Below are 17,682 nucleotides of genomic sequence, written 5' to 3' on the forward strand. Positions count from 1 at the left end.
ATCCTGCATGGCTTGGCGGTGGTCATTCAACGCCTGCCAGGCGGGCAGGGCGGTAACGTCATGAGGAGTGCGGTAGTACGCCATCGCTGCGGGTTTCCTTTTGCAAGTGTCGCGAGGTATCACCAATACGCCCGGTCGCGATTTTCATGTCGCGGCCGGGCAGCACCACGCTTTAGCGGGCACACATTGTGGCGGCAATTTTCTCCGCCACCATGATGATCGGTGCATTGATATTGGCCGTCGGTACACGTGGAAGGATGGAGCCATCGACCACTCGCAGACGGCTCACGCCATGCACGCGACCTTGGCTGTCGGTGACAGCCAAGTCGTCCGAGCCCATGCGGCAGGTACTGGTGGGGTGGTGCTCGGTGTTGGCCACCTGGCGTAGCCACGCGGCCAGCTCGCTATCTGTTGCCTTGAGGCCGGGGGTGTCCACCGATTCACCGCGATAACGCGACCAGGCCGGCTGCTCGACCATTTCCAGGGTTTTGCGAATGCCATCGACCATCTGTGTAACGTCGCGCTGATCGGTCAGATAGTTGAAGCGAATCACCGGTTTGTGACGTGGATCGGCGGTGCGCAACGTGATGCTGCCGCGACTGTGCGGGCGCATCTGGCTGACGAAGTATTGGAAGCCGTCGGCAATATGCACCTTGCCGGACTGGAAGTCCGCGAGGAAGGGCAGGAATTCATGCTGCATGTTGAAGTAGTCGACGTCGTCGCTGCTCTTGAAGAATGACCCCACCTCGAAGAACGGCGTGGCCCCGAGGCCTGTCTTGAACAGTGACCACTGCACTCCGAGCTTCAATCGGCCGAAGGTATTCAACTCTTTGCAAATGGATACGCCCGAAGGTGACTTGAAGCGCAACGGCGCCACCACATGATCCTGCAGGTCGGCACCGACACCGGGCAGGTGCACTCGCGATATAACGCCATGGGCGGCAAGGTGATCGCGGTTGCCGATACCCGACAGCATCAGTAGGTGAGGGGAGCCGATGGTGCCGGCGCAAAGCACGACTTCCCGGGCAGCGTGGATGATTTTCTGTTCGCCCTTGTGCTGCACCGTGACGCCACAGGCAACACTGCCTTCCAGGTTCACACGCTTGACCAGGCAATTGGTCAGGACCGTCAGGTTCGGCCGGCGGATCGCCGGTTTCAGATAAGCGAGGCTCGTGCTGCAGCGCACGCCATTGCGGATGGTGGTCTGCGTGACGTGTACACCTTCCTGATTGCCGCTGTTGTAGTCGCCGGCGTCGTCCAGACCGAATTGCTGGCCGGCGTCCAGGAACGACTGATACAGCGGGTGGTCAGCCTTGCTGCGCACCACAGTGATCGGGCCGTCCGCACCCCGCATCGGGTCGGCGCCATTTTCGAAACTTTCCATCTTGCGGAAGAACGGCAGGCAATCGGCAAAATCCCAACCCTCGACGCCCAGCGTGCGCCAATGGTCATAGTCGTGTTCGCTGCCTCGGACATACACCATGCCGTTGATTGATGAGCTGCCGCCCAGGCAACGGCCGCGTGCCTGGCCGATTACCCGGTCGTGCAGTTCGGGCTCGGGTTCGCTCTCGAATTTCCAATTGAATACATCGCTTTCAATGGGAAAGGTCAGGGCGGCGGGCATCTTGATAAAAATACTTTTATCGCTGGGTCCGGCCTCAATCAGGCAGACCGTCACGCTGGAGTCTTCGGTCAGGCGGTTGGCCAGGACACAGCCTGCCGATCCTGCACCGACGATGACGTAATCAAATTCGTTAACCTTATTGACCATCTTGAGTAACCCGGTAAAGACATGTTTGGCTGAAACAGCCCCATGTATCCGGGGCTGCCTTGAATCGAGGTGTCAGGCTTTTCGTGCCGCAGACAGATGCGCGGCAGATGACGCCGGTCGTGATGAAGCTCCGGCGCTGTTGTCGTTCTCCACCACGTACTTGGACAGCGTCTTCCAGGTGTCGCTGCCGCTGCGCTTGAGATGCACCAGACGCCATAGGCCGAGAATCATCAGCACGATGAAAGCGATCGGTGCGTAACCCACCGGAGGTTCCGGCAGCGGCACAAGCGAGTAGTAAAGGACGGCGAACAGCGCGATGGTCGAGATGATTGGGAACAGGATGTGCACGATGACGTTCAAGTCCTTGCGCATGACAGTCGTGAAAAAGCGAGCGACGCCAATGTTGCCCATGAAGTAGACGAACACGTAAATGATGGTTGCCAGTGTCGCCAGCAGGAAAAAGGCCTGATCGGGTTGCATGAAACTGCCGCCCACCAGCGCGACGACCAACGCCATAATCGTTTGAGTCAGGATCGCTGCGTGAGGGGTGCGGTGCACGGGGTGAATTTTTTTCAACCAACCAGGAATCGCTTCTGCGCGGGCCATGGCGTACCAGTTGCGGGTCGAGTCCACGGTGCAAGCGATGCACACCGCAATGCCGGAGTTGAGCAGCGCCAGCAGAATCAGAATCCAGCCATTGCCCCAGAGTCGATGAGCGACGGAAAACGCCGGGCTGTCCTTCGAGTCGGCCAGCGTATCAAGGTGCGCAATGCCCCAGCCGGTCTGAATGCCCCAGGCGCAGAACACGTAATAGACACCCAGGAGAATCAACGAACCGATGATGGCCTGCGGGATAACCTTGCGCGGGTTGCGCGCCTCTTCGGCAACGGCCGCTGCGCCTTCCCAGCCTGTGAAAGCGAAAATCGACAACACGACCGCCAGGAAAAAACCGTGGGAGCTGGTGCTGTTGGCCGGATTGAAACCTGCCAGCGACACGCCGCCTTCACCCGGAGAGATCAGTCCGCCCATCGCCAGCGCCGCGACGATCAACATCTCTACCACAGACAACAAGGTCAACATCTTGCCGGAGGTCTTGATGCCTTTATAGGCGATGTAGCCGACGACTAGCAGGATGGCGGCCGCGGTGTACTGCCACGGAACGTCGATTCCATAGTTCTTGCTGATTTCAGTTTGCAGAACGTACCCGGTAAACGCGGCCAGCCCCCCTGGAATCAGCGCCACGATCCAGGAATAGAGCCAGCCAACCATGAAGCCGGCACTTGGGCCGACCGTGGCGCTGACGTAGGTGTAGAAACCGCCTGCGGAAGGAAAATGCTTGCCCAATTGCGCCAGGGACACGGCCACGATCAGGCCGATGATAAAGGCTGCGATGTAGGCCGAGGGCGCGCCGAGGCCCGCTTGCTGGGTATTGAATGCAATCGTGGTGAGTACGCCGACAGCGGGGGCGATCTGGGCAATGCTTTGCATCAGCACGGTAACCAGACCGACGGAATTACTTTGCAAACCGGTCGTCGGCGTGGAGTGGGGGTGATCATCGTTCATCGAAATCTCCTCATCTTATTGTGGTACGAGGAGCGGTAATGCGCACCGAGCCTCTGAGGAGATGAGTATTGATGCACGCAAACGTGCAGTCAATACCCTAAAACGTGTATTTTACCGGCGGTGCCACTTGGTTTTGTGTCGTTAAAATCATAATTCGCGCGTTGACTGCACGAAAACGTGCATATAGGATTGAAAAACACGCACACTCATCTCGGAGTTTTCTGATGTCTTTTTCTGCCAGTCCTTATGAACTCGACATTAACGACCAAATCGCTGCGCTGGATGATCAGTTGGCTTACAGGTTGCCTGCTGCACTGGCTGAACTGGACTTGGCCTCCTATGACCGCATCATTCTCACGGGCATGGGCTCTTCCGATTACACCGCGCTGCCAATCGAACGTGACTTTGCTGCCCGTGGCTTGCCAGTCTGGCGCATCGATGCGGGCCGCTTGCTGGATTTCCCGCAACTGATCACCTCTGACACTTTGTTGTGGGCGACTTCGCAGTCCGGTATGAGCGGTGAGATTGTGTCGTTGTTGGCGCAATTGACCGGTACGAAACGGCCGAAAACCATCATTGGTGTCACCAACGCGGAAAACAGCGCGCTGGCGCAGGCCTGCGATATTTTGGTGGCGCTCAAATCCGGGGCTGAAGCGACGGTCAGCTCTAAAAGCTACATCAACACCCTGGTCGCACAAGCCCGCTTGGCCCTGGCGCTGCGGGGCGAAAGTGAAGCGCCGCTATTGGCGACACTGAACAACTTTCGGAAAAACATGGCGAGTCTCATCAAAGACCGCCTACAGGTTCAAAAACTGACTGACAGCGCCTTTGATAACGCTGAGCCGCGCTTGGCGTTGGTGGGAATTGGTGCCGATGGCGCCACGGCGATGACAGGGGCACTGATTTTGAAGGAAGCGTGCAAGGTCATGGCCGAAGGATATCTGGGCGGAGAGTTCCGTCACGGACCACTGGAAACCTCAGGCCCCGGCATGATTGCTTTGTTGATCGGTGACGGCACGGACAGCACCCTGGAAACCCTCGCCCAGGATTTGCTCGCCAATGGTACGACCGTGGTGACCATCGGGCCAAAGGCTTATGCTCAAAGCGAACTGTTGTCTACCAGCGGGCAGGATGAATTGACCCGCCTGATCGCCGGAATTCTTTACATCCAGCACTTTACAGTGACCTTCGCGCGGGCACGCGGCCTGGTCCCGGGCGAATTTCTCTATGGCAATAAGATCACGGTGAAACTATGAGTTGGGCAGGCGAGGGTGGTGTTCGGGCCGGCGTCGACATCGGCGGCACGGGCATTCGCGTGGTCATCCTTGAAAATCGTCGAGAAATCGCTGCGGTCACCGTGTCCACATCTTCCTTCGAGCGATTCGACCGTCAAAATCGCTCATTGGAATTGGCTCGTGTCATCCTCGCACTTGTGCCGAATGGCAAAACCCTGCTGTCGTTGGGAGTCGGCGCCAGTGGGCCGGTAGATACGGCGGCCGGGGTCATCGAGAACCCCAGTACATTGCCGACGTTTTCGGCATTGCCTCTGGTAACTGAGTTGTCGGCGTATCTGCAGGTGCCGGTGCGTATCGATAATGACGCGGTGACGGCAGCCTTGGGCGAGTTCCATTTGGGCACCGGTGCGGGCAGCAAAAGAATGCTCGCCGTCACGCTGGGAACCGGTGTCGGCGTGGCCTTGCTGCTCGATGGCCAGCCGCTGCGAATGGCGAACGGTGCGCACCCGGAAGGCGGGCATATTCCCGTCGGTCACTCAGACACCCCTTGCTACTGTGGTGTGTCCGGTTGCTGGGAAACCCTGGCCTCACGTACCTGGTTACAGGCCGAACTGACGAGGCTGGTGCCCAGTATCGCCTATGAGCAGCATGACTTGGGTTTCTATCGAGACCTTTGTCAAAACGATTCCCGTATCGCCCAGCTGTTTCAGCAGTACGGGCATCAGGTCGGCAGGGGCCTGGGGGCGTTGATGTCGCTCTACGGGCCAGATCTGACTGTGTTGAGCGGCAGTGCGGCGCAGCTTTTTCCGCTCTATGAAGACGCGGTCCAGGCATCGTTGGTGCGTTCAAAAGGCTTCGAGTTAAGCACGCGTATCGTGATATCCGCGTTGGGTGATGGCGCGGGTGCCATGGGCGCTGCGCTTCTGTCTTGACGGTTGGCTCCTTTGCGTTCAATGGGTTAAATGGCTACTCTTTGCACGCAATCGTGCAATCCCTTTCAGTCAATGAGCAGAAAATGACAGCGTCCGAACGGCGGCTCCAGATCGTGGAACTCATAAAAGAACGTGGCTACGTCAATGCCGCCGAGTTGTCCGAAATGTTCTCGGTCGACAGTTCCACCATCCGCCGGGACCTGTCATTCCTGGAGAACAGCGGCAAGCTGATTCGAACCCACGGCGGTGTGCTTCCGTCGCAGGATGCTGATCAAGGTGATACGCCGTACAACGTACGACGCAGCATGCATGAGCAGGGCAAAGCTGCGATTGCCTTGGCCGCACTGGACTATATCCAGGACGGTCAATCGATCATTCTCGATAACGGCTCGACGGTGTTTCAATTGGCGCTAGCACTGAAAGCGCGCAAGAACATCACGGTCATTACCAATGACCTGATGATCGCGATGCAGCTCTCCCAGCACCCGAGTATTACGCTGCATGTCGCCGGCGGCATGATGCTCAACAATGTTTTCACCCTGGTGGGGCCCGACACCGTGCAAAAATTCGAGAACATCCACACTGACTGGGCGTTCCTGGGGGCTGAGGGCGTGCATCCGGAAAGTGGTATCACCAATATCAACACGGTCGAAATTCCAATCAAGCAGGCGATGATCGCCTCGGCGAATCAGACCATCGTTCTAGCCGATAGCTCCAAGCTTGGATACAAGGCCTTTTCGCATGTTTGTAGCCTGGACGCGATTACCAAAGTCATTACGGATGATCAGCAAACTATCAAGCATCGCCATAGCTATGCCGACAAGCTTGAGGTTGTATCGGTCCGTAAGGTCGCAGGTGGAGTGAGTTCGTAGCGAATTATCAAAGCCTGGCGCAGCAACGGCTGCAGGTCGCGCTGGGATCGTGTGAATCACGACCTTTCTCCATCTCAATACAGCGAAGATGAACGGTTGGATCCACAGCCGATTGCAGTCTGTCGCCAAGGACTGCATCCGGCCCAGGTTCACCACTTGCGCAAGTGGTGAACTATCAATCAGATTTATGTGAATCTGGTATCAGTGCTATGTGATTGGCTCGCTTTATCGATTAATCGTTGAAAGGTAATTTGCTTCTCGGCGATATCAATCCGAGAGCAAGCCATGATCCAGAGCCTCATCCGTCAATGCATACCCGCCGCGGCGAAGGCCGGCAGTCTTTGTTTCGCACTGGGCGCCGGTGCGTGTGTCGGCGCAGACGATCACGCCCCGCTGATCATCAAGGATCAGGGCAGCCTCACTGCCGGCGGTGGATCGATCATCCAGCCGGGAACCTTCGACCCCTACAAACCGTTGATGCCCGATGGCCAGACCTATCACGGCGACCATGTGTATGCGTTTTATCAGATACCCGTCGGCGCTCGTCCGCTGCCGATTCTCATGTTGCATGGGGCGGGGCAGTCCGCGAAGTCCTGGGAGACAACGGCCGACGGCCGTGAAGGGTTCCAGAACATTTTCCTGCGGCGAGGATTTTCCACGTACCTGATCGACCAGCCGCGCCGTGGTGATGCGGGACGCAGCCTGGTTGAAACGACGATCAAACCGGTGCCGGACGAGCAGTTGTGGTTCAACCAGTTCCGCATCGGCCTGTGGCCCGAGAGTTTCGAGGGCAGCCAGTTTCCACGTGGGCAGGCGGCGCTGGAGCAGTTCTTTCGGGCGATGACACCCAATACCGGGCCCTACGACATTGAGGTCGTATCCAATGGCGTTTCTGCTCTGTTGGAAAAGACCGGTCCGGCGATCTTGTTTACACACTCCCAGGGCGGCGGCCCCGGCTGGCTGGCGGCGATCAGAAACTCAAACGTGCGGGCCATCGTGGCGTTCGAACCGGGCAGCGGTTTCGTGTTTCCTGAAGGGGAGGTGCCCGCACCGATTGCCAGCGCGTTCGACACGCTCTCGGGCCAGGCCGTATCGGCGGAGCAGTTCAAAACACTGACCCAAATCCCCATCGTTATTTTCTACGGCGACAACATCCCCGACCAACCCGTTCGGCTACCGGCCCAGGACAGTTGGCGCGCGCGGCTCGAGATGGCGCGGCTGTGGCGCGATGCGGTGAATCGCCATGGCGGTGACGCCAGGCTCGTTCACTTGCCCGAGATCGGTATCAAGGGCAATAGCCACTTTCCTTTTTCGGACATGAACAACGTCGAGATCGCGGATCTGGTTTCGCGGTTTCTCGCTGACAAACATCTGGATTGACCAGCAGTGTGGCGATATCGGCCAACCACCCTCACACACTTGAAATCTCAGGAGTATTCCTATGATGCGAACCACGCTCAAGGCCACGTTGATGGCCGCCATGATCGGCATGTCCGGTGCCGAAGCCGAGGCTGCGGACTACAAGCAGAATCCATTCACATTGTCCTACGGTGGTGCGCTGACGAAAAACGAGCCGGGCAAGGTCAACATCCACCCGGTCACCTACAAACTCAATGGCCTGGACATAGCCGCCAACGTTTACACCCCGGCGAACTATGATGTGGCGAAAAAATACCCGGTCGTCGTCGTGGCGCACCCCAACGGTGGGGTGAAGGAGCAGGTTGCGGGCCTGTATGCCCAGCGTCTGGCAGATCAGGGCTACATCACGATCACGGCGGATGCGGCGTACCAAGGGGCCAGTGGTGGTGAGCCGCGCAATGTCGACAAACCGGCGCATCGCATTGAAGACATCCATGGCATGGCGGACTTCATTGCCAGCTATCCCGGCGCAGACAGCAAGCGCCTGGGCTTGCTGGGTATCTGCGGCGGTGGCGGTTATTCCTTGGCGGCGGCGCGAACCGACAAGCGCTTCCAGTCGATTGCGACCTTGAGCCTGTTCAACTCCGGGCTGGTTCGCCGTAATGGTTACCAGGATTCGCAGCTGTCGACGATCCAGGAGCGCTTGCAGCAGGCGTCGGCGGCCCGCGCCCAGGAAGCGGCGGGTGGGGAAGTGCTCTACGTCGGTGATGCCCGGCTGACTGATGAGCAGATCGCCAAGCTGCCGTTCGATCTGTATCGACAGGGCTTCGAGTACTACGGCAAGACCCACGCTCATCCCAACTCGACCTTCCGTTACACACAGAGCAGCCTGATGGACCTGATGAGCTTCGATGCCACGGATCAGATCGAGTTGATCGACAAGCCGTTACTGATGATCGCGGGCAGCAAGGCCGACAGCCTGTACATGTCGCAACAGGCCTTTGCCAAGGCCACCGGTACCCGGGACAAAAAACTGTTCACCATCGATGGCGCGACCCACATCGACACCTACTGGGTGCCTGCGTATGTGGACGTCGCCATGGGCCAGTTGACCGCGTTTTACGCCAGAACGCTCTGACTTGAAGGGATACGTCCTCATGAAGAACACCTTGATAGGCATCGCGGTGTGTGCCGCGGCGCCTTTTGCCGACGCTGCCGGTGCAGACAATGCCAGTGAGTCCCGGACTGTGCAGCAGATCAGCCGGGCAGGCACCCAGGCTTCGGTTGCGGGGCCTGCGGACTATTTCACCGGGCGGGTGCGCGTCGATCCCTTGTTTCCCGCCACGGACGAGATCAATGCTTCCGGTGCTTATGTCAGCTTTGAACCGGGGGCGCGCTCGGCGTGGCATACCCACCCTGCAGGGCAGCGACTGGTGGTGACTTCCGGCGTGGGGCTGGTCCAGGAATGGGGCAAGCCGATGCAGGAAATTCACCCGGGCGACGTGATCGTCTGCCCTCCGGGCGTCAAGCACTGGCATGGTGCCGCTGCGACTAGCGCCATGACGCACTTGGCCGTGACTGGCTCGGTGGATGGCAAGAGTGTGCAATGGCTGGAGAAAGTGACCGACGAGCAATACAACGCTCAAGGTACGCAGGCACCGCAAGCCAAGCCTGCGACCCCGGCAATGTCCGAGACGCTGTCCGCCAGACAACAGGCCATCCCGTTGATGGCCGCCGCCATGGCCACGAGCAACATGTCCGCGCTCAATATCGCATTGAATCAAGGGCTGAATGCCGGCCTGACGGTCAGCGAGGCGAAGGAAGTTCTGGTGCAACTCTACGCCTACAGCGGCTTTCCACGCAGCCTCAATGCACTCGGCGAGCTGATGAAGGTGGTCGAGGCACGAAAGCAACGCGGGGTTCAGGACGATCCGGGGCGCGAGCCCGGCCGGGACATTCCCGTCGGCGATGAACTGCTGGCGGCGGGCAAGGCCAATCAGACGCGAATCGCCGGTGCGCCGGTGCAGGGCCCGTTGTTCGACTTCGCTCCCGTCATCAACCAGTACTTGCAGGCGCATCTGTTCGGCGACATCTTCGAGCGCGATAACCTGGACTGGCAAAGTCGTGAACTGGCCACCGTCGCGGCTTTAGCCGTCACTCCTGGCGTCGAGCCGCAACTGCGTTCGCACATGGCTGCCAGCCTGCGGGTCGGCCTGACGGCTGCGCAGTTACGTCAGCTGGTTCAACTGCTGGCTGATCAGGGCGATGCCGGCGCGGCCACGCGTGCCGGTCAAGTGCTGGAGAGCGTCCTGTCGAATCAACCCAAATAGCGCAGGGCTTCGCGCAGCAAGGTGAAGGCCGGTGAACTCTGGCGCCGGCTCGGGTAGTAGAGGTGGTAGCCGGAGAAGGGTTCGCACCAGTCTTCGAGCACGCGAACCAACCGGCCTTGCGCGACATGCTCCAGCACCAGGTCCTCCGGCATATAGGCCAGTCCCAGTCCCTGGAGGGCCGCCTCCAGGCGCATGGCGATGTTGTTGAACACCAGTTGGCCTTCGACCCGTACTTTCAGTTCTTGCCCGTCCTTTTCGAACTCCCAGAGGAACAGCCCGCCGTAAGTCGGCATGCGCAGGGTGATGCAGTTGTGCACCATGAGATCACTGGGGACGACCGGCCTGGGGTATCGGGTGAAATACGCCGGGGAGCCCACCACTGCCATGCGCATGTCAGGGCCGATGCGCATCGCGATCATGTCCTTGGCGACTTGCTCGCCCAGGCGAACACCGGCATCGAAACCTTGCGCGACGATGTCGGTCAAGCCGTAGTCGACGATGATTTCGATACTGAGATCGGGATTGTCGGGCAGCAGCTTCGCCAGCACCGGATGCAACAGCGTCATTGCCGAGTGCTCACCGGCCGTGATGCGCAATTTGCCGGCCGGTTTGTCGCGGAACTCGCTGAGCAATGCCAGCTCACTGTCGATTTCTTCGAACCGGGGGGCGATCACCCGCAGCAAATGCTCGCCGGCTTCGGTGGGGGAAACGCTTCGGGTGGTGCGAGCAAGCAACCTGACCCCCAGTCGCTCCTCCAGCTGACGCATCGCGCGGCTCAAGGCCGGTTGAGACATGCCGAGCCTGGCGGCAGCGCGGGTGAAACTGCGCTCTTGGGCCACGGCCGAGAAGATCGCGAGTTGGTCATAGCTTTCGACGGTCATTCATGCGCACCTGTTATAAACAGTTTGCGATTATGCCATCTGTGCGATTGATCGTGCGGTCTCTCAGGGAGCGAAGATTAAAATATACCGACCCTGGTTGGCCCGTCCGAAGGGCAGGGGTCAACACATTTCAATGCCATCGGGCTCAGTCGAGTGGCAGCGATATCGTCAGTCTCGTTCCTTTGTGCGGTGCGCTGTCGATGGTGAATTCCCCGCCCAGCATGCTGATGCGTTCCTTCATTCCCACCAGTCCGAACGAGTTCGCTTTCTTGCGATCGGTCATGCCGACGCCATTGTCCTTGATCTGCAGGTAAAGCCGGCGCCCGTCCCTGTGGAGTTCGATGTGCACCTGCGTCGCTTGCGCGTGCCGGGCAATGTTCGACAGTGACTCCTGCACGATGCGGAACAGTGTCGTGGCGGATTTTTCATTCAGTTCGCAACGCAAATCCGGGTCTTTCACCGACATCGTGCACTCGACCGTGCTGCGTTGGCGGAACTCTTCCAGTTGCCACTCGATCGCTGCCTGCAATCCCAGATCGAGTACCGGTGGCCGCAGTTCATTGATGATGCTGCGGACACTGCGGATGGCCGTATCGAGGTGATTGAGCGCATCGCTGGCCTTTTCGTTGAGCCTGGGGTGCAGGGTACTGGTGCGGGCCTGCAGCATGGAGACATCGATTCGCAATGCCAGCAGGCTCTGCCCCAGCTCGTCATGGATGTCGCGTGCGATGCGCTTTCGCTCCTCTTCCTTGATGTGCTCCTGATAGGAGGCCAGTTCACGCAGCTGCCGCTTCGATTGCAGCAACTCTTCGGCCTGCATCGTCAGTTTGCGCTGCAGGTAGAACAGGTCGACAAACACCCGGATCTTGGCGCGAAGCACCTCGGCCACAATCGGCGAGAAGATGTAGTCCACGGCGCCGGACGTATAACCGCGAAAACGCTCGGTATCCGTATCGGCCTCGGCGGTGACGAAGATGATGGGCGTGTGGGCCGACTTGGGGCGGCCGTGAATGAGGGCCGCGGTTTCAAAACCGTCCATCACGGGCATTTTCACGTCGAGCAGGATGACGGCGAAATCGCGCTGCAATAGCAGGCGCAGTGCTTCGCGCCCGGACGTCGCCGTGGCAATATCCAGGCCCATGTCGGCCATCACCGCGGCCAGCGCCGTCAGCTTGGCGGGATTGTCATCCACCAGCAACACGGAGGCGGGCACGCCATCAGGCGGGAGCGGTTGCCGCACCTGGGTTGTCTCTTTGAGTACCGGGGGTTCCTGCTGCATATTCATGCCACTCGGTTTGCGCTGGCGCCTGCAGCGTTATCGATACAGCCATTTGCGCATCAGCGACAGCAGCTGGTCGGTATCCACCGGCTTGCTGACATAGTCCGATGCGCCGGCCTCGAGGCACTTTTCACGGTCACCCATCATCGCCTTGGCTGTCAGGGCAATCATGGGCAGGGTTTCAAACCTTTTGAATGTACGGATCTGGCGCATGGTTTCAAAACCATCCATCTCGGGCATCATGATGTCCATCAGGACGATGTCGGTATCGGGCTGCTGCTGCAGCAGTTCTATGGCGGTCCGGCCGTTTTCGGCGGTAGCCACCTGCATTTTGTTGCACTCGAGCACGCTGGTCAGGGCAAAGATGTTGCGCACGTCATCGTCGACCACCAGGGCTTTTTTACCCTCCAGACTGTCCGAGCCCTCATAGAGTTTTTCCAGCATCCTGCGCTGGGTCTGCGGCAGCCTGGCGACGACGCGGTGCAGAAACAGCGCGGTTTCGTCGAGTATGCGCTCCGGGGATTGAACGGCCTTGATGACACCCTTGCCGAGCAGTGTCCGGAATCGCTCGTGTTCCTGCCGGGTCAGCGTCTGTGCGCCATAGACGACAATCGGCAATTCACGCCTGGCGTGGTCTTCCTGCAACGCCTCGAGAAAGCTGATGCCGGAGGCATCGGGCAGCTTGAGGTTGATTGCCATGCAGTCGTAGCGTTTCTTTGCCAGTTTCTTCAAGGCGTCTGCGCTGCTGTCGGTCGTTGCGATCTTCACGTCGGTATTGCCGAGCAGATCGAGCATGCGGGCGCGATTACCTTCGTCACCGTCGACGAGCAGCAGGCTCCTGGTCTTGCGCCCTGCGAATGCCACGATGCCGACCAGCGCATTTTGAATCTCGTCGGCCGTGACCGGCTTGAGCAGAAAATCGAATGCGCCATAGCGCAGCCCGCGTGTGCGGTCGTCATCGGCCGAAATGATCTGGACCGGGATGTGGCGCGTGGCGAAATTTCGCTTCAACTGCTCGAGCAGCAGCCAGCCATCGATGTCTGTCAGGCCCGGGTCCAGGGTGATCGCGGCGGGTTTGAAGCGCTCGACAAGCTCCAGTGCATCCGCGCCACGGGTTGCGACGATCGCCTTGAATCCCTTCTGGCGCGCGGCCTCGAGCAGAATGCTGGCGAATCGGGCGTCACCCTCGAGCATCAGCAGTACCTGGTCCCCGGGTTGGACAGACTCGCGGTCGTCGAGTATCTGTGCAGAAGTGCCAGGCGTGTGGTCGCGCCTGACCTGGTCAGCTACTGTCCCGGCTTCTGTCGCAGATTCGTCTGGCGCCTGGCGCTCGGCAACCCGTGTCCGCAACGGCACGTACAGCGCGAAAACACTGCCCTTGCCAATCTCACCGGGGATCAGCCGCAGCTCGCCGCCCAGGCGGTGCGCGAGTTCGCGGCTGATCGACAGGCCGAGGCCGGTGCCGCCGTATTTTCGTGAGGTTCCGGTGTCGGCCTGCTGGAACGCTTCGAAGATGAGTTTCTGCTTGCCGGCAGAGACGCCAATGCCGGTGTCGGTGACCACGAAGGCGACCACCGCATCGGCGTGATTCAGTTCGCTGTGATCCACGCTCCACCCGGACACAACGGGTGCGATGCTGATCCTGACGCTGCCTTGCTCGGTGAACTTGAAGGCGTTGGACAGCAGGTTCTTGACCACCTGCAGCAGGCGCTTTTCGTCGGTCCAGATGACCGGGGGCAGGGTAGGCGCCAGTTCAATCGTGAAAGTCAGGCCCCGGCTTTCGGCGACCGGGCGGAAGGTGCGTTCGATCTGGTCGCGCAGGTTGGTGAACAGCGCTTCATTCAGGTCCAGTGTGACCGTACCCGACTCGATCTTCGACAGATAGAGAATCTCGTCGATCAGCTCCAGCAGATCCTTGCCCGCGCTCCGGATGGTCCTGGCATATTCGACCTGCCTGGGCGTGAGATTGTGTTCCGCGTTGTCGCCGAGCTGCTGGGCCAGGATCAGCAAACTGTTCAAGGGCGTCCTGAGCTCATGGGACATGCTGGAGAGGAATTCGGACTTGTACTTCGAGGTCAGCATCAGCTGCTCCGCCTTTTCCTCCAGCGATAGCTTGGTGATTTCGACTTCGCGGTTCTTGCTCTCGACTTCGGCTTTCTGCTCGGCGAGCATTCCAGCCTTGTCTTCCAGTTCCTCGTTGGTCTGGCGCAACTCTTCCTGCTGCCTTTGCAACTCCTGCGCCAGCGATTGCGACTGCTTGAGCAGTTCCTCGGTACGCATATTGGCTTCGATCGTGTTGAGCACGATGCCGATCGATTCAGCCAGCTGATCAAGGAAGGTTTGATGAATGATGCTGTAGCGCGTGAACGAAGCCATTTCGACCACGGCCTTGACCTTGTTCTCGAACAGGATCGGCAACACGATGATGTTCAGCGGGGCGGCCGCACCCAGTCCGGATGATATCGCGACGTAATTGGCCGGTACGTCGGTGAGCAGGATGCGCCGCTTCTCGTAAGCGCATTGCCCGACCAGGCCCTCGCCGAGGCGCCACTCATCGTTGACATTGATGTTGCCCTTGTACGCATAGGCCGACAGCAGCTTGAGTTTCGCAGGATCGGGCGGGCTCTCGTTCATCATGTAGAACACACCGTGCTGGGCGTTGATCAGCGGCGCCAGTTCCGACAGCACCATCTTGGACACGGCCGCCAGGTCGCGCTGGCCCTGCAGCAGGCGGGTGAATTTCGCCAGATTGGTCTTGAGCCAGTCCTGTTCCGCGTTCTGCCGTGTGGTTTCGCGCAGGTTGCGGATCATCTCGTTGACGTTGTCCTTCAGTTCCGCCACTTCACCCCTTGCTTCCACCTCCACGTAGCGGGTCAGATCGCCCTTGGTCACGGCAGTCGCCACGTCGGCAATGGCGCGCACCTGGTTGGTCAGGTTGGCCGCCAGGCCGTTCACGTTGTCGGTCAGGTCGCGCCAGGTGCCGGCAGCACCCGGCACGTTGGCCTGGCCGCCCAGCTTGCCCTCGACGCCCACTTCACGCGCCACCGAGGTCACCTGGTCGGAGAACAGCGCCAGCGTATCGGTCATACCGTTGATGGTGTCGGCCAATTCGGCGATCTCGCCCTTGGCTTCCAGCGTCAGCTTCTTCTTCATGTCGCCGTTGGCTACCGCGGTCACCACTTTGGCGATGCCGCGCACCTGGCTGGTCAGGTTGGCGGCCATGAAGTTGACGTTTTCGGTCAAGTCCTTCCAGGTGCCGGACACGCCTTGCACCTGTGCCTGGCCGCCGAGCTTGCCTTCGGTGCCGACTTCGCGCGCTACCCGCGTCACTTCGGCGGCAAAGCTGTTGAGCTGGTCCACCATGGTGTTGATGGTGTTCTTCAGCTCCATGATTTCGCCCTTGGCTTCCACGGTAATCGTGCGCCCCAGGTCGCCCTTGGCCACCGCCGTCGTCACGTCGGCGATGTTGCGCACCTGATTGGTCAGGTTGGCCGCCATGCTGTTGACCGAGTCGGTCAGGTCTTTCCAGGTGCCACCGACGCCCGCCACCTTGGCCTGGCCACCGAGCTTGCCGTCAGTCCCCACTTCGCGGGCCATGCGCGTCACTTCGTCGGCAAAGGTCGAGAGCTGGTCGACCATGGTGTTGATGGTTTCCTTGAGCTGGAGAATTTCACCTTTCGCTTCGGCGGTGATCTTGCGCGACAGGTCGCCATTGGCCACAGCCGTGGTCACGTCGGCAATGTTGCGCACCTGGGTGGTGAGGTTGGCCGCCATGCCATTGACCGAGTTGGTCAGGTCCTTCCAGGTACCGGATACACCGGTCACTTCGGCCTGTCCGCCGAGCTTGCCTTCGGTACCCACTTCCAGCGCCACGCGGGTCACCTCCGCGGCGAAGCTGGAGAGCTAGTCGACCATGGTGTTGATGGCGTTTTCCAGTTCGAGAATCTCGCCCTTGGCTTCGACGGTAATTGTCTTGCCGAGATCGCCGTGTGCCACCGCCGTTGTCACTTTGGCGATGTTGCGCACCTGGGTGGTCAGGTTGGCCGCCATGCCATTGACCGAGTTGGTCAGGTCCTTCCAGGTACCGGATACACCGGGCACTTCGGCCTGGCCGCCGAGCTTGCCTTCGGTACCTACTTCCAGCGCTACGCGGGTCACCTCCGCGGCGAAGCTGGAGAGCTGGTCGACCATGGTGTTGATGGTGTTTTTCAGTTCGAGAATCTCGCCCTTGGCTTCAACGGTGATTTTCTTGCCGAGGTCGCCGCGCGCCACCGCCGTCGTCACCTGGGCGAGGTTGCGCACCTGGGTGGTCAGGTTGGCGGCCATGCCGTTGACCGATTCGGTCAGGTCACGCCAGGTGCCCGATACGTCGCGCACTTCGGCCTGACCGCCCAACTTGCCTTCGGTACCGACTTCCAGCGCTACGCGGGTCACCTCCGCAGCGAAGCTGGAGAGCTGGTCGACCATGGTGTTGATGGTGTTTTTCAGTTCGAGAATCTCGCCCTTGGCTTCAACGGTGATTTTCTTGCCGAGGTCGCCGCGCGCCACCGCCGTCGTCACCTGGGCGAGGTTGCGCACCTGGGTGGTCAGGTTGGCGGCCATGCCGTTGACCGATTCGGTCAGGTCACGCCAGGTGCCCGATACGTCGCGCACTTCGGCCTGACCGCCCAACTTGCCTTCGGTACCGACTTCCAGCGCTACGCGGGTCACCTCCGCAGCGAAGCTGGAGAGCTGGCCGACCATGGTGTTGATGGTGTTTTTCAGCTCGAGAATCTCACCCCTGGCTTCGACGGTAATTGTCTTGCCCAGATCGCCTTTGGCCACCGCGGTCGTCACGTAGGCGATGTTGCGCATCTGGGTGGTCAGGTTGGCGGCCATGTCGTTGACGGAGTCGGTCAGGTCTTTCCAGGTGCCGGACACCCCTTTGACATTGGCCTGCCCGCCGAGAATCCCTTCGGTGCCGACTTCGCGGGCTACGCGGGTCACTTCGGAGGCGAAGGAGCCCAGTCGCGTCACCATGGTGTTCACGATCCCGGCGGACTTGAGGAACTGGCCCCGAAGTTTCAGGCCGTTGAGTACCGGCGGTACCCGCTGGCTCAGATTACCCTCGGCCACCGAACCGACAACGCGAATGATCTCGTTCATCGGGCTGATGAGGTCGCCGGTGAGCGCATTGCTCGAGTTGATGATCTTTTGCCATGAGCCTTTCAACATCGGCAATTGGATACGCTCATCGACCTTGCCCTGCTTGCCGATCAATTGCGCCACGCGTTCGAATTCGGTGGTGGTGTCGGCCGCCATGTCGATGATTTCGTTGAGCGTGTCGGCGATCTTGCCCGGCATGCCGGTCCAGTCTTCCGGCATGCGCGTAGTGAAGTCACCTTTGCGCAACGCCTTTAGCGCTGCCAGCAACGTCTTCATGTCGAAATCTTCAATCGGTGTCGTTACTGTGGCCATGTC

At 59.8% G+C, this 17,682-nt stretch carries 10 protein-coding genes and 1 pseudogene; 6 read left to right on the forward strand and 5 right to left on the reverse strand.

Annotated features, from left to right (window positions below):
• Positions 1–172 precede the first annotated feature (172 nt).
• Together ACLD1X_RS14025 and ACLD1X_RS14030 are read right to left on the reverse strand one after the other, a co-directional pair.
• Positions 173–1,771, reverse strand: coding sequence for a choline dehydrogenase (locus ACLD1X_RS14025; protein ID WP_429368515.1), 1,599 nt, complete (start codon positions 1,769–1,771; stop codon positions 173–175).
• Between the two features lie 72 nt (positions 1,772–1,843).
• Entirely contained in the window at positions 1,844–3,334 is a 1,491-nt protein-coding gene (locus tag ACLD1X_RS14030) for an APC family permease (RefSeq protein WP_429368517.1), read from the reverse strand.
• Between the two features lie 224 nt (positions 3,335–3,558).
• Here ACLD1X_RS14030 and ACLD1X_RS14035 point away from each other — a divergent pair, with 224 nt between their 5' ends.
• The 6 genes from ACLD1X_RS14035 to ACLD1X_RS14060 all read left to right on the forward strand — a co-directional run bounded on the left by ACLD1X_RS14035 (position 3,559) and on the right by ACLD1X_RS14060 (position 10,062).
• Complete coding sequence (locus ACLD1X_RS14035) at positions 3,559–4,590, forward strand: SIS domain-containing protein (RefSeq protein WP_429368519.1); 1,032 nt, start codon at positions 3,559–3,561, stop codon at positions 4,588–4,590.
• Entirely contained in the window at positions 4,587–5,501 is a 915-nt protein-coding gene (locus tag ACLD1X_RS14040; protein ID WP_429368521.1) for an ROK family protein, read from the forward strand. Before ACLD1X_RS14035 ends, ACLD1X_RS14040 begins: the two co-directional genes overlap by 4 nt.
• Before the next feature lie 83 nt (positions 5,502–5,584).
• Positions 5,585–6,373 (forward strand): DeoR/GlpR family DNA-binding transcription regulator, encoded by a 789-nt coding sequence (locus ACLD1X_RS14045; RefSeq protein WP_429368523.1) that lies wholly within the window; start codon positions 5,585–5,587, stop codon positions 6,371–6,373.
• Positions 6,374–6,658: 285 nt separating this feature from the next.
• Positions 6,659–7,753 (forward strand): alpha/beta hydrolase, encoded by a 1,095-nt coding sequence (locus ACLD1X_RS14050; protein WP_429368525.1) that lies wholly within the window; start codon positions 6,659–6,661, stop codon positions 7,751–7,753.
• A 61-nt stretch (positions 7,754–7,814) separates the two neighbouring features.
• Positions 7,815–8,870 (forward strand): alpha/beta hydrolase, encoded by a 1,056-nt coding sequence (locus tag ACLD1X_RS14055; protein WP_429368527.1) that lies wholly within the window; start codon positions 7,815–7,817, stop codon positions 8,868–8,870.
• A gap of 19 nt (positions 8,871–8,889) precedes the next feature.
• Positions 8,890–10,062, forward strand: coding sequence for a (R)-mandelonitrile lyase (locus tag ACLD1X_RS14060; protein WP_429368529.1), 1,173 nt, complete (start codon positions 8,890–8,892; stop codon positions 10,060–10,062).
• Here the strand turns inward: ACLD1X_RS14060 and ACLD1X_RS14065 are convergent.
• The 3 genes and pseudogenes from ACLD1X_RS14065 to ACLD1X_RS14075 all read right to left on the reverse strand — a co-directional run.
• On the reverse strand, positions 10,050–10,943 hold the full coding sequence (locus ACLD1X_RS14065) for a LysR family transcriptional regulator (protein WP_429368531.1): 894 nt from the start codon (positions 10,941–10,943) through the stop codon (positions 10,050–10,052). The genes ACLD1X_RS14060 and ACLD1X_RS14065 overlap by 13 nt on opposite strands.
• A gap of 145 nt (positions 10,944–11,088) precedes the next feature.
• Positions 11,089–12,222, reverse strand: a complete 1,134-nt coding sequence (locus ACLD1X_RS14070) for an ATP-binding response regulator (RefSeq protein ID WP_429368533.1) — start codon at positions 12,220–12,222, stop codon at positions 11,089–11,091.
• Between the two features lie 36 nt (positions 12,223–12,258).
• Positions 12,259–17,445, reverse strand: a pseudogene (locus tag ACLD1X_RS14075) (HAMP domain-containing protein); the annotation flags it as partial.
• Between the last annotated feature and the right edge of the window lie 237 nt (positions 17,446–17,682).

Source organism: Pseudomonas sp. 18173, from assembly GCF_050432945.1.
Lineage (GTDB): Bacteria > Pseudomonadota > Gammaproteobacteria > Pseudomonadales > Pseudomonadaceae > Aquipseudomonas.

Excerpts from the sequence above, each read along its gene's own strand:
- ACLD1X_RS14050 (WP_429368525.1), top strand. The coding sequence starts at position 6,659 with ATGATCCAGAGCCTCATCCGTCAATGCATACCCGCCGCGGCGAAGGCC.
- ACLD1X_RS14045 (WP_429368523.1), top strand. The coding sequence starts at position 5,585 with ATGACAGCGTCCGAACGGCGGCTCCAGATCGTGGAACTCATAAAAGAA.
- ACLD1X_RS14055 (WP_429368527.1), top strand. The coding sequence starts at position 7,815 with ATGATGCGAACCACGCTCAAGGCCACGTTGATGGCCGCCATGATCGGC.
- ACLD1X_RS14040 (WP_429368521.1), top strand. The coding sequence starts at position 4,587 with ATGAGTTGGGCAGGCGAGGGTGGTGTTCGGGCCGGCGTCGACATCGGC.
- ACLD1X_RS14025 (WP_429368515.1), bottom strand. The coding sequence starts at position 1,771 with ATGGTCAATAAGGTTAACGAATTTGATTACGTCATCGTCGGTGCAGGA.
- ACLD1X_RS14035 (WP_429368519.1), top strand. The coding sequence starts at position 3,559 with ATGTCTTTTTCTGCCAGTCCTTATGAACTCGACATTAACGACCAAATC.
- ACLD1X_RS14030 (WP_429368517.1), bottom strand. The coding sequence starts at position 3,334 with ATGAACGATGATCACCCCCACTCCACGCCGACGACCGGTTTGCAAAGT.
- ACLD1X_RS14065 (WP_429368531.1), bottom strand. The coding sequence starts at position 10,943 with ATGACCGTCGAAAGCTATGACCAACTCGCGATCTTCTCGGCCGTGGCC.
- ACLD1X_RS14070 (WP_429368533.1), bottom strand. The coding sequence starts at position 12,222 with ATGCAGCAGGAACCCCCGGTACTCAAAGAGACAACCCAGGTGCGGCAA.
- ACLD1X_RS14060 (WP_429368529.1), top strand. The coding sequence starts at position 8,890 with ATGAAGAACACCTTGATAGGCATCGCGGTGTGTGCCGCGGCGCCTTTT.